The sequence below is a fragment of the Mycoplana sp. MJR14 genome (genome assembly GCF_029210525.1).
Lineage (GTDB): Bacteria > Pseudomonadota > Alphaproteobacteria > Rhizobiales > Rhizobiaceae > Mycoplana.
The window spans coordinates 162,002-174,905 of the sequence record NZ_JARGEO010000005.1 but is presented as its reverse complement, the minus strand read 5'-3'; the positions used below and the strand labels follow the sequence as shown (position 1 = coordinate 174,905).

Here is a 12,904-nt window from a genome sequence, read left to right as displayed (position 1 = left end):
TGTGCGATGCCGGGGCGGGCCAAAGGTGCCCATCGGCGCGCAATCCGAACAGACGACAGCAGGAGCGCAGATGAAGCGTCGCTATTTTGGCACCGATGGGATCCGGGGCCAGTCCAATGTCTTCCCCATGACGCCCGACCTCGCCATGCGGGTGGGCATTGCAGTGGGAACGATCTTCCGCCGCGGCACGCACCGCAACCGCGTGGTGATCGGCAAGGACACCCGTCTTTCGGGCTACATGCTGGAAAACGCCATGGTGGCGGGCTTCACCGCCGCCGGCGTCGACGCCTTCGTTCTCGGACCGATCCCGACGCCGGCCGTCGCCATGCTGACGCGGTCGCTGCGCGCCGACATCGGCGTGATGATCTCGGCCTCCCACAATCCGTTCCAGGACAACGGCATCAAGCTGTTCGGCCCGGACGGCTACAAGCTTTCCGACGAGCTCGAGGCGCAGATCGAGGCGATGCTCGACGACGACATCGTGCCGCAGCTCGCCAAGGCCGGCGACATCGGCCGGGCCAAGCGCATCGACGGCGTGCACGACCGCTACATCGAGCATGCCAAGCGCACGCTGCCGCGTGACGTGACGCTGCATGGCCTGAGGGTGGTGATCGACTGCGCCAACGGCGCGGCCTATCGCGTCGCACCGGCGGCGCTCTGGGAGCTCGGCGCCGACGTGGTCACGATCGGCGCGGACCCGAACGGCACCAACATCAACCTCGACTGCGGCTCGACCCATCCGGAAGCCCTGAAGCGCAAAGTCGACGAGGTGCGCGCCGACATCGGCATTGCGCTCGACGGCGACGCCGACCGGGTGCAGATCGTCGACGAGAACGGCAAGCTGATCGACGGCGACCAGCTGATGGCGGTGATCGCCGAGACCTGGGCGGCCGACGGCATGCTCAAGGGCGGCGGGCTGGTGGCCACCGTCATGTCCAACCTTGGCCTGGAGCGCTTCCTGAAGAGCAAGAAGCTCGGGCTGGAACGCACTCAGGTCGGCGACCGCTACGTCGTCGAGCACATGCGCCAGCACGATTTCAACGTCGGCGGCGAGCAGTCCGGCCATATCGTGCTGTCGGACTTCGGCACCACCGGCGACGGCCTCGTGGCGGCGCTGCAGGTGCTCGCCTGCGTCAAGCGCAGCGGACGGCCGGTCAGCGAGATCTGCCATCGCTTCGAGCCGGTGCCGCAGGTGTTGAAGAACGTGCGCTACTCGGGCGGCAAGCCGCTGGAGGACGCGCAGGTGATCGCTGCGATCGCCGAGGCCGAGAATGCGCTGGCGAAGACCGGGCGGCTGCTGATCCGGCCTTCGGGCACCGAGCCGCTGATCCGCGTCATGGCGGAAGGCGACGACCATGCCATGGTCGAGCGGATCGTCGACGAACTGGTGGGGGTGATCGGTTCGGTCCGCAACGCCGCCTGAACCGGCGGGACATCTTCAAGTATAAATGGGGCATGCTGGCGGGCCGGGGCGCATCGCGTGGGCGAAATCTCACGCCATGCGCCCCGGTTTTTTCATGCGCCCGGCGCGAACCTTACCCGGTCGTTAACAACCAGAGTAAAGCTTCGTAGTTAATTGCAACTTAACCTTTGCGCTTCATTATCCATCCAAACCGATGAATGTCGGCGCTGCGCGCTCTGCGGCGTCGAGTACCAGTCCATGGAGTTGGGGCATGATGAAGTATCTTGGTAGCGCCATTGCAGCTCTGGTCGTGAGCTCATCGGCCTTTGCGGCGGACGCGTTTCAACCGGAGCCGGTGCAGCCCGCACCTGCCGAAGCGGTGGCGCTGTCGACCGGCGGCTGGTACCTGCGCGGCGACGTCGGCTACGGCTGGACCCATATGCGCGGCGCCAGCTACTACCAGGGCGGCCCGGACGGCACCAAGACGGACTTCGACGACACCGACCTCGATGGCGGCGTCGTGCTCGGCGGCGGCGTCGGCTACCAGTGGAACGACTATTTCCGCACGGACGTGACGCTCGACTACCTGTTCGACGGCGACTTCAACGGTTCGACCAGCGGCAGCTGCGGCGTGTCCGACGACTGCGTCTCCTCCGACCGCGCCTCCTGGTCGGCGCTGAGCCTGCTCGCCAATGCCTATGTCGATCTCGGCACCTATTACGGCGTCACCCCGTACGTCGGTGCCGGTATCGGCGCCACCCGCGTCAACTGGGGCGACCTGCGCAATACCTCCTGCTCGGTCGACGATCCGGGCGATTGCGACGACACCGTCACCCACAGCGGCAAGGACGACTGGCGCTTCACCTACGCGTTGATGGCCGGCGCCTCGGTCGACCTGACCTGCAACTGGAAGGCCGATGCCGGCTACCGCTTCCGCCAGATCGCCGGCGGCGACATGTTCGGCTACGCGATGAACGGCGGCCCGGGCGAAGACGACGGCTTCTTCGTCCACGAAGCCCGCGTCGGTCTGCGCTACTCCTTCAATTCCTGCGAAGTGCCCTACGTCCCGCCGGCAGAGCCGATCGTCTACAAGTAAGCTTCGCTCCTCTTCCATCGAAGGCCGTCCGGTCCCACCGGGCGGCCTTTCTGCGTTTGCGCCCAGCCGGCGGGAAAGCCCGCTGGGCCGGCCGAACGTGGTTAACAAACATGCTTAACCGGCCCTTAACCACTCCCTGAGATACTGTCTCCCAGTTAGCCAGCCGCAATCCGGCTGCCGTTTCGGGGGGCGTGAGATGATCGTGCGAAAGACAATTCTCGGTGCTGCCATGATCGCCTGCCTTTCGGCCGGCACGGCGCTCGCCGGCGGCGAGATCTATCCGCTGGCCGAGGCGCCGGAGGTCGACATGTCGACCGTGGCGGTCGCGCAGGGCTGGTACATCCGCGGCGACATCGGCTATTCCCCCTCGATCGAGGGCGACGACATCGACTACAACTACATCGGCGAGGGCGGGGCGGACGAGAGCCGCGAGCCTTTCGACGACGCGCGCTTCTCCAAGCCGTTCTCCTATGGCTTCGGCATGGGCTACCAGTTCAACAACTTCCTGCGCACGGACCTGACAACCGACTTCTTCAACTCCAGCTTCGACGCCGATTCGTCGATCGGCCGGGCCTGCCCGGGCGAGAATGCCGGGACGGGCTGCGACTTCACCCATGACAGCGGGTTCAACGCCATCAGCGTGCTCGCCAACGGCTATGTCGATCTCGGTACCTATGCCGGCTTCACGCCCTATATCGGCGCCGGCGTTGGCGCGACGAACGTGCAGTGGGACGACCTGAAGACGCGCGCGACCTGCGTCGACGGCGCCGGCGTCTGCGGCGACACCTCGCAGGGCGATCCGGTCCGCAACCCCGGCGAGGAGAGCTGGCGCTTCACCTATGCGCTGATGGCCGGCGCCTCCTACGACCTGACGAACCGGGTGAAGCTCGACATCGGCTACCGCTACTCGGACATCGATGGCGGCAAGATGTTCGGCTACAACGACGCCGAGAAGGCGCTCGGCGCTTCCGGCACCAAGGCCCATGACGACGGCTTCCAGCGCCACGAGATCCGCGCCGGCATCCGCGTCACGACCTGGTAGGACCGGCAACGGCAAAGGTCGTTCGAGAGATCCATGTCTCCGGTCGGGCGATGGAGCGTCCAGGCGGACAGCCAGCGCAACAGACGTTTCCGTGTCTTCAACGCAATGCCATTGCCACCGTCATGCCGGACTTGATCCGGCATCCAGCCGCGCAAGTCCTTGCGCGAAAAAGCACTTTCTGCGTCGCAGACGCGACGCCGCCGGATCCCGGACCAAGTCTTGGATGACGGGGAGGCGTCGCCACGGCGATCGGCCGTCAACGACGCGACAGCAGGCACCCTGTCAAACCGAGCCCTGCGACAATGCCCTGTAAACCATCCCCGATGCGCCGGAAATTTTTCCGGACGCGACATATTCGGATTGACTTCGTTTCGGCTATCCCATATTTCCGGCGGCGGGACACCCTTCCCCAACGAAGGGCTTTCTATCTGGAAGGATAGCCATCATGACGAAGACCGTCACCGCGCCGGACGTGCGTCCGAACAATACCCACTTTTCCTCTGGCCCATGCTCGAAGCGTCCCGGTTGGTCGCTCGAAGCCCTTTCCGATGCTCCGCTCGGTCGCTCGCACCGCGCCAAGGTCGGCAAGACCAAGCTGAAGCAGGCCATCGACCTCACCCGTGAAATCCTGGAAGTGCCGGCCGACTACCGGATCGGCATCGTGCCCGCTTCGGACACCGGCGCCGTCGAAATGGCGCTGTGGTCGCTGCTCGGCGCGCGCCCCGTCGACATGGTCGCCTGGGAAAGCTTCGGCGCGGGCTGGGTCACCGACGTGGTCAAGCAGCTCAAGCTGAAGGACGCCCGCAAGATCGAGGCGCCTTACGGCGAGCTCCCCGACCTGTCCACCATCGATTTCGACCACGACGTGGTCTTCACCTGGAACGGCACGACCTCCGGCGTGCGCGTGCCGAATGCCGACTTCATCCCGGCCGACCGCAAGGGTCTGACGATCTGCGACGCGACGTCTGCCGCATTTGCGCAGAACCTCGACTTCGCCAAGCTCGACGTCGTCACCTTCTCCTGGCAGAAGGTGCTGGGCGGCGAGGGCGCCCACGGCGTCATCATCCTCAGCCCGCGCGCCGTCGAACGGCTGCTGTCCTACCAGCCGGCCTGGCCGCTGCCGAAGATCTTCCGCATGACCTCGGGCGGCAAGCTGATCGAGGGCATCTTCAGCGGCGAGACGATCAACACGCCCTCGATGCTCTGCGTCGAGGACTATATCGATGCGCTTCTGTGGGCGAAGTCCGTCGGCGGCCTGAAGGGGCTGATGGCGCGGGCCGATGCCAACGCCGGGGTGATCTTCGACTTCGTCGAGAAGAACGACTGGATCGAAAACCTCGCCAAGGACCCGGCGACCCGCTCCAACACCTCGGTCTGCCTGACGATCGCCGACAAGGACGTGCTGGCGCTCGACGCCGAGGCGCAGGCGGCCTTCGCCAAGGGCGTCGTGGCACTGCTCGAGAAGGAAGGCGTCGCCTATGACATCGGCGCCTATCGCGACGCGCCGTCCGGCCTTCGCATCTGGGCGGGTGCGACGATCGACACCGCCGACATGCAGGCGCTGATGCCCTGGCTGACCTGGGCCTTCGAGACCCAGAAGGCGACGCTTTCGAAGGCTGCGGCCTGACCCTTGCGCGACTGGCCCCGCCTCCCTCGGAGGCGAGGCCGCCAATCCGCATTCCCGTTCAGATTTGATCTTCCAAGGAGGCCCCCCATGGCACCTCGCGTTCTCGTATCCGACGAACTGTCGGAAACCGCCGTCCAGATCTTCCGCGATCGCGGCGTCGAAGTCGATTTCCAGCCGCAGCTCGGCAAGGACAAGGAAAAGCTTGCCGAGATCATCGGCAATTATGACGGTCTCGCCATCCGCTCGGCCACCAAGGCGACGGAGAAGCTGATCGCGGCCGCGACCAACCTCAAGGTGATCGGCCGCGCCGGCATCGGCGTCGACAATGTCGACATCCCGGCCGCCTCGCGCCGCGGCATCATCGTCATGAACACGCCGTTCGGCAACTCGATCACCACCGCCGAGCACGCGATCGCGCTGATGTTCGCCGTCGCCCGCCAGCTTCCCGCCGCCGACAGCTCCACCCAGGCCGGCAAGTGGGAGAAGTCGAAGTTCATGGGCGTCGAGATTACCGGCAAGACGCTTGGCGTCATCGGCGCCGGCAATATCGGCGGCATCGTCTGCAAGAAGGCGATCGGGCTCGGCATGCACGTGCTCGCCTACGATCCCTTCCTGTCGAAGGAGCGCGCCGAGGAGATGGGCGTGACCAAGGTCGAGCTGGACGAACTCCTGGCCCAGGCCGACTTCATCACCCTGCACGTGCCGATGACCGACAAGACCCGCGGCATCCTCAACGCCGAGGCGATCGCCAAGACCAAGAAGGGCGTGCGGATCATCAACTGCGCCCGCGGCGGCCTCGTCGACGAGAAGGCCTTGGCGGAAGCGCTGAAGGCCGGCCATGTCGCCGGCGCCGGCTTCGACGTGTTCGAGGTCGAACCCGCGACCGAAAGCCCGCTGTTCGGCCTGCCGAACGTCGTCTGCACGCCGCACCTCGGCGCGTCCACGACGGAAGCGCAGGAAAACGTCGCCCTGCAGGTGGCCGAACAGATGTCGGACTACCTCATCAAGGGCGCGGTCTCCAACGCCATCAACATGCCCTCGATCACCGCCGAGGAAGCCCCGATCCTGAAGCCCTTCATCCGGCTCGCCGACGTGCTCGGCGCCTTCGTCGGCCAGGTCACGGAAAGCGCGATCAAGGAGATCGAGATCCTCTATGACGGCCAGACGGCGACGATGAACACCAAGGCGCTGACGAGCGCGGTGCTCGCGGGCCTGATCCGCCCGCAGGTGGCCGACGTCAACATGGTCTCGGCGCCGATCATGATCAAGGAAAAGGGCATCATCCTGTCCGAGGTCAAGCGCGACAAGTCGGGCGTCTTCGACGGCTACATCAAGCTGACGGTCAAGACCGCCAACCAGACCCGCTCGGTCGCCGGCACGGTGTTCTCCGACGGCAAGCCGCGCTTCATCCAGATCAAGGGCATCAATCTCGACGCCGATGTCGGCAACCACATGGTCTACCTGACCAACACCGACGTTCCGGGCATGATCGGCTTCATCGGCACGACGCTCGGCGAGGCGAAGGTCAACATCGCCAACTTCCAGCTCGGCCGCGAGCGGGAAGGCGGCGATGCGATCGCGCTGCTCTATGTCGACGGCCCGGTCTCGGACGAGGTTCTCGACAGGCTGCGCGCCAACCCGGCGATCCGCCAGGCCAAGCCGCTGGTCTTCAACGTCGACTGATTGCGTCTCCTCCCAGGACGAACGAGAGGCCCGCGCCGGAGCGATCCGGGGCGGGCTTTTTGCGTTGAAGAAGCGAGGGGAAGGGATGTCTGGCTAAGGTCGAGGCCAACTTGTGCGTTGCCGGTTGCTGAATGCGACCGCGGCAGTGGTTCGTTTCGAGCGGCCCCTCATCCGCCTGCCGGCACCTTCTCCCCGCGAGCGGGGAGAAGGGCGGGTGCTGCGACGTTTCCGTTGATCTCCAGCATGGCGTGTGGCACGTCCCCTCGCCCTGCTTGCGGGGAGAGGGTTAGGGTGAGGGGCAACAGTAGACGGCGATGGTGGGGATTGAGCGAAGCCGCGGTGCCCTGCACGATCGGCATGCGCCGGCCGCCGGGAGGTCGCCGCCCGGCGTTACACCGCGTCGGCGCCGACCGCCTTCAAGGCCGCGCGGGCGACTTCGAAATCCTGGTCGCCGGTGCCGGAGCCGACGCCAATGGCGCCGGCGAGCTTGCCGCCGAAGCGGATCGGCAGGCCGCCCGGAAGATGGGTGACGCCGCCCTGGGAGGCAATGCCGGCCGCGACGCCGAATTCCGCCGGCATGGCGCCGGTGGCGTTGTTGATCGAGGCGGCGGTGCGCGCCTTCGACCGGGCCGTATGCATGCTGAGATACTTGGCGCCGTCCATGCGGATGCTGGCGATCGTCTCGCCGCTGGCATCGACGACGAAGATGCACTGGGGCACGCCGATCTCTTCGGCATGGGCGACGGCGGCCTGGAGCATGTCCATGGCGCCCTTGTGGCTGAGGGTGATCGTTTCGCGGTAGCTGGTCATGACTGTCTCCTGTGTTCGGCCGGAGACTAGCGTGGCCACAGGGGAAGGGGCAGTCGGGTCAGCGCAGAATGACTTTTGCCGCGAGGGAAAAAATGACCGTGGTGTGCGGGCCGGGAAGCCCGACACGGGCGTCGGATCCGGAGAGGCGGCGAAGGGCTGAACCGGAAGCGTGCTCCGCGCCGGCGGGGCCGGCGCGGAGATGTCGTACCGTCATGCGGCCGGCAGCGGTTCCCTGACCTTGCCGCCGATCGAGAACGCCAGGATGGCGGAGATCAGCATCAGGCCGCCGACGATGTACATCGGCAGTTCGAACAGCCCGGTCGCATCCCGGACCGCGCCGGTGATGTAGGGGGCGGCGAAGCCGGCGAGGTTGCCGATCGTGTTGATCAGCGCGATGCCGGCGGCAGCGCCCGCACCCGAGAGGAACCGGCCGGGGATCGACCAGAAGTTCGGGAGTGCCGAGAAGATCGAGCAGGCGGTGACGGTGATGACGGCGATCGTCGCCTCGGGCGAGTTCATCGAGAGCGCCAGAGGAATGCTGAGCGCGCCGACCAGCGCCGGGATGCCGATGTGCCAGACGCGGACGCCGCGCTTGCTGGCGTCACGGCTCCAGAAGAACAGCGCGATGGCCGCCGGCAGATAGGGGACGGCGGTGATCAGGCCCTTGTCGAACACGTCGAACTTGGTGCCGAACTTCTGCTCGAAGCCGGCGATGATCGTCGGCAGGAAGAAGGCGAGCGCATAGAGGCCGTAGATCAGGCCGAAGTAGATCGCCGAGAGCAGCCAGACGCGGCCGTCCTTCAGGGCGGCGCCGGTCATGCGGCCGTGGCCGCTCGCCTTGACCTTGTCTTCCTTCGCCAGTTCGCCGTTCAGCCAGTCCTTCTCGTCCCGGTTCAGCCACCTGGCGTCATTCGGGGTGTCGGGCAGGTAGAACCAGGTGACGATGCCGACCAGGATCGCAGGGATGGAGACGCCGAAGAACATGATCCGCCAGCCTTCGAGGCCGAAGGCGCCGTGGGCCTGGATGAGGGCCGAGGCGATCGGCGCGCCGATGACGGTCGTCAGCGGCTGGGCGAGGTAGAACAGCGCCAGGATCTTGGCGCGGTGGCGCGAGGGGACCCACATGCTGAGGAACAGGATGGCGCCCGGGAAGAAGCCGGCCTCGGCGATGCCGAGCAGGAAGCGCAGGATGTAGAGCTCGGTGGCGCTGCCCACCCAGGTGAACAGCAGCGACACGATGCCCCAGCTGACCATGATGCGGGCCAGCCACTTGCGCGCGCCGAACTTGTGCAGCGCGAGGTTGCTCGGGATCTCAAGCACGATGTAGCCGAAGAAGAAGATGCCGGCGGCAAAGCCGAACTGTGCGGCCGTCAGGCCGAGATCCGCCGTCATCCCGTTCGGGCCGGCAAAGGAGATCGCCGTGCGGTCGAGGAAGTTGATGAAGAACATCAGGGCGATGAAGGGGACGAGGCGCCACGAGATCTTGCTGATGGCGGATTGCTCCGCCTGGCTGGTCTGGGTGGCGGCTGGATTGACTGCGTGCAAGATGTCCTCCCTGGCTTGGTTGCGATGCCCCGCACATCACCAGGTGTGATGCGGCGGAGGCGCGAGCCGGCCGAAGGCGCAGTTGGCTGGATTGGCTTTCCCTCGCAGGCTGCCAGGTCGAGTTGTTTAAAACTCACTTGGATATGTGGCCTGCAATGTCCGAAAACGCGTCCTCTCCACCCCAATCTGCCTACTCGGCAGCTCCTCTGCCTTATTATTAGTCGCTGGACATACTCCGCAATCGATTTATTGTCCTGCTTGCTGTGAGTTCAACTCACAGCAGACCGTCCGAACGAGGAGAGCAGAGTGAGCCAGTCCCTGCCGTCGCTGACAGCACTGAAGGCCTTCGAGGCGACCGTGCGCCATCGCAGCATGACGCTCGCCGCCGAGGAACTGTTCGTCACCCACGGCGCGGTGAGCCGGCATGTGAAGGGGCTGGAGGCGCAGCTCGGCGTGCTGCTGCTGAACCGCAACGCCAAGTCCACCGACCCGACGCCGGAGGGCATCCAGCTTGCCGAGGGGCTCGGCACGGCCTTCCGGCTGATCCACACCAGCATCGAGCGGGTCAAGCCCCGGCCCCTGACGCTGTCCTGCTCGTCCTCGATCATGATGCGCTGGATCATCCCGCACATCTCGCAGTTCCACGAGATCCATCCCGGAATCGAGCTGCAGTTCAACATGAACTACGACCGCATCGACTTCATGCGCGACAAGATCAGCGTGGCGATCCGCAGCAGCACGATCGCACCGCCCCCGGATGCGCTGATCCGCGACCTTGCGGCGGAGTGGATCGGGCCGGTCTGCTCGCCCGCCTGCTTCGCGGCCAATCCGGTCGCTACCCCGGCCGACCTGGCGGAGGCGGCACTGCTTGCGACCAACACGCGGCCGGAGGCCTGGCAGGACTGGATCACCGCCTCCGGCGTGGCGTTGCCGGCAGCGCCGATCCGCAGCAGCTTCGACCACTTCTACCTGCTGATCCAGGCGGCGGGGTTCGGGTTGGGGTTTGCGGTCGTGCCCAAGATGCTGGTGCTCGACGACCTGGCCTCCGGGCGGCTGGTGGCGCCGTTCGGGTTTGTGAAGGGGCCGCGCCGGCTGGTCCTCTGGATCTCGCCGCACGTCGCGACGCGGCCGGATACGCTGGCGCTGGAAAAGTGGCTCACCGAGACCATTCCCGCCAGCCTCGCGCGCGCCGATGCTGCCCGGCCGTGAGCCGGGCCGATGCGGGCGGAGCGGTCAGACCTTCTTCGGCCGCCCCCATTCCGCGATCGCGATGCCGCTGAGGACGAGGCCCATGGCGAGGAAGTGGAACGGCTGGAAGCTCTCGCCGACGAGCAGGATCGACAGCAGGATGCCGAAGACGGGGATGGCATTGATGAACAGGCCCGCCCGGTTGGGGCCGATGAGTTCCACGCCGCGCACCCACAGCACCTGCGACAGCAGCGAGGGGAAGATGCCCGCATAGAGGACGATCATCCAGCCGGTGGTGTCCGGCACGATGGCCCGCCCGGTGCTGACCTCCCACCACAGCAGCGGCAGCGAGCTGACGAGGGCGCCGAGGGCCGGTGCGGCGATGAAGCTCTGCCAGTGCATGACCGGCTTCCAGCGGAGCGAGACGGTATAGGCCGCATAGACCAGGCAGGCCGCCAGCATCAGCACGTCGCCGAAGTTGAACTCCAGCTCCAGCAGCGCGGTGAGATAGCCATGCGCCGACGTCACCAGCACGCCGAGCAGCGTCACGCTGAAGCCGACGATCTGGGCGGGTGAGGCGGGCGTGCGGAACAGCAGGAAGTTCATCACGAAGATCAGCATCGGGATGCCGGCCTGCTCGATCACCACGTTGATGATGCTCGTATGGGCGACCGCGGTGTAGAGAAGGACGTTGAACAGGGTGAAGCCGGCGGCGCCGTACAGGAAGAGAAGCAGCCAGTGGGCCTTGATCGTCGGCCAGTCCCGCCTGATCTGCGGCGTCATGCAGGCGAGGACGATTACGAGGGCGACCAGCCAGCGCAGCGTCGTCAGCATCATCGGGCTGACATGGCCGATCGCGAGCTTGCCGGCGACCGAATTGCCGCCCCAGAAGAACGTGGTTACGCAGAGATAGAAATAGGCTTTTCGGTTGAGCGCTGTCATCGGGCCTGCGTTTCGTTGCCGAATTCGGTCGAGGGACCGGACAAATAGGGACTATTTGCCGATTCCGCCATTTAAAAAGCAGGTTGCGCTGCCACAACAGGGTCGCTTTCACGAAAACTACACAGTATAGATGCGCGGGTTTTCAGAGTGCGTGCCCCGAAAATGGCTCGCAAGAGGCAGGATAAGCGAAATGACGAACGTCGTGGTGATCGGGTCCCAATGGGGTGACGAAGGCAAGGGCAAGATTGTCGACTGGCTCTCGGAGCGCGCCGACATCGTCGTCCGTTTCCAGGGCGGTCACAATGCCGGCCATACGCTCGTCATCGACGGCACCAGCTACAAGCTGTCGCTGCTGCCCTCCGGCGTGGTGCGCCCGGGCAAGATGGCGGTGATCGGCAACGGCGTCGTCGTCGACCCGCACGCGCTCTGCGCCGAGATCGACCGGCTCGCCGCGCAGGGCGTCAAGGTGACGCCGGAGAACCTGCGCATTGCCGACAATGCGACGCTGATCCTGTCGCTGCACCGCGAGCTCGACGGCATCCGCGAGGACGCGGCCGGCAAGTCGAACGGCGGCGTGAAGATCGGCACGACGCGCCGCGGTATCGGGCCCGCCTACGAGGACAAGGTCGGCCGCCGCGCCATCCGCGTGATGGACCTCGCCGACCTGGAGACGCTTTCGGCCAAGGTCGACCGCCTTCTGACCCATCACAACGCGCTGCGCCGCGGCCTCGGCGAGGCGGAAGTCAGCCACGAGGCGATCATGCAGGAGCTGACCTCGGTCGCCGACCGGGTGCTGCCGTTCCGCGACACCGTCTGGCTGCTGCTGGACAAGGAACGCCGCAGCGGCGCCCGCATCCTGTTCGAAGGCGCGCAGGGCTCGCTGCTCGACATCGACCACGGCACCTATCCCTTCGTCACCTCCTCCAACACGGTCGCCGGGCAGGCGGCTGCCGGCTCGGGCATGGGCCCGGGCGCGCTCGGCTACATTCTCGGCATCACCAAGGCCTATACGACGCGCGTCGGCGAGGGGCCGTTCCCGACCGAACTGACCGACGAGATCGGCCAGTTCCTCGGCGAGCGCGGCCACGAGTTCGGCACGGTGACGGGGCGCAAGCGCCGCTGCGGCTGGTTCGACGCCGCCCTCGTGCGCCAGTCGGTCGCCACCAACGGCATCACCGGCATCGCGCTCACCAAGCTCGACGTGCTCGACGGGCTGGACGAGCTGAAGATCTGCGTCGGCTATACGCTGGACGGCCAGGAGATCGATCACCTGCCGGCAAGCCAGGGCCAGCAGGCGCGGGTCGTGCCGAAGTACATCACATTGGAAGGGTGGAAGGAATCGACCGTCGGCGCGCGCAAGTGGGCCGACCTGCCGGCCCAGGCCATCAAGTATGTCCGTCAGGTGGAGGAACTGATCGGGGCTCCGGTGGCGCTGCTTTCCACCAGCCCGGAACGCGACGACACCATACTTGTGACCGATCCCTTCGAGGACTAAGATTTGATTTGACACTGTTCCGGACTGGATTCGCGACCACGAAAGGCCGGAGATCACGAGAAAGTTCTTATGGC

At 65.9% G+C, this 12,904-nt stretch carries 10 protein-coding genes; 7 read left to right on the top strand and 3 right to left on the bottom strand.

The window, feature by feature from the left end:
* The first annotated feature begins 70 nt into the window (after positions 1-70).
* The 5 genes from glmM to serA all read left to right on the top strand — a co-directional run bounded on the left by glmM (position 71) and on the right by serA (position 6,850).
* Positions 71-1,423: a phosphoglucosamine mutase gene (glmM, locus tag P0086_RS14140; protein ID WP_112593796.1), complete on the top strand. Its 1,353-nt coding sequence runs from the start codon at positions 71-73 to the stop codon at positions 1,421-1,423.
* Positions 1,424-1,673: 250 nt separating this feature from the next.
* A complete protein-coding gene (locus P0086_RS14135; protein WP_148191688.1) occupies positions 1,674-2,498 on the top strand; it encodes an outer membrane protein in 825 nt (274 codons plus the stop codon).
* A gap of 202 nt (positions 2,499-2,700) precedes the next feature.
* Complete coding sequence (locus tag P0086_RS14130; protein WP_162702440.1) at positions 2,701-3,540, top strand: outer membrane protein; 840 nt, start codon at positions 2,701-2,703, stop codon at positions 3,538-3,540.
* Positions 3,541-3,985: 445 nt separating this feature from the next.
* Positions 3,986-5,167, top strand: coding sequence for a phosphoserine transaminase (locus P0086_RS14125; RefSeq protein WP_275786565.1), 1,182 nt, complete (start codon positions 3,986-3,988; stop codon positions 5,165-5,167).
* 87 nt (positions 5,168-5,254) lie between these two features.
* Positions 5,255-6,850: a phosphoglycerate dehydrogenase gene (gene serA / locus P0086_RS14120; RefSeq protein WP_112606769.1), complete on the top strand. Its 1,596-nt coding sequence runs from the start codon at positions 5,255-5,257 to the stop codon at positions 6,848-6,850.
* 390 nt (positions 6,851-7,240) lie between these two features.
* On the opposite strand, the gene P0086_RS14115 is transcribed toward serA, so the two are convergent.
* Positions 7,241-7,660 (bottom strand): heme-binding protein, encoded by a 420-nt coding sequence (locus P0086_RS14115; RefSeq protein WP_275786562.1) that lies wholly within the window; start codon positions 7,658-7,660, stop codon positions 7,241-7,243.
* Between the two features lie 210 nt (positions 7,661-7,870).
* Entirely contained in the window at positions 7,871-9,205 is a 1,335-nt protein-coding gene (locus tag P0086_RS14110) for an MFS transporter (protein ID WP_275786560.1), read from the bottom strand.
* Between the two features lie 306 nt (positions 9,206-9,511).
* Between P0086_RS14110 and P0086_RS14105 the strand changes: the two genes are divergently transcribed.
* Complete coding sequence (locus P0086_RS14105) at positions 9,512-10,414, top strand: LysR substrate-binding domain-containing protein (protein ID WP_275786557.1); 903 nt, start codon at positions 9,512-9,514, stop codon at positions 10,412-10,414.
* Positions 10,415-10,438: 24 nt separating this feature from the next.
* Here the strand turns inward: P0086_RS14105 and P0086_RS14100 are convergent, their stop codons facing one another.
* Positions 10,439-11,335: a DMT family transporter gene (locus P0086_RS14100; RefSeq protein WP_275786554.1), complete on the bottom strand. Its 897-nt coding sequence runs from the start codon at positions 11,333-11,335 to the stop codon at positions 10,439-10,441.
* A gap of 190 nt (positions 11,336-11,525) precedes the next feature.
* Between P0086_RS14100 and P0086_RS14095 the strand changes: the two genes are divergently transcribed.
* Positions 11,526-12,830 (top strand): adenylosuccinate synthase, encoded by a 1,305-nt coding sequence (locus P0086_RS14095; RefSeq protein WP_112593803.1) that lies wholly within the window; start codon positions 11,526-11,528, stop codon positions 12,828-12,830.
* Positions 12,831-12,904 lie beyond the last annotated feature (74 nt).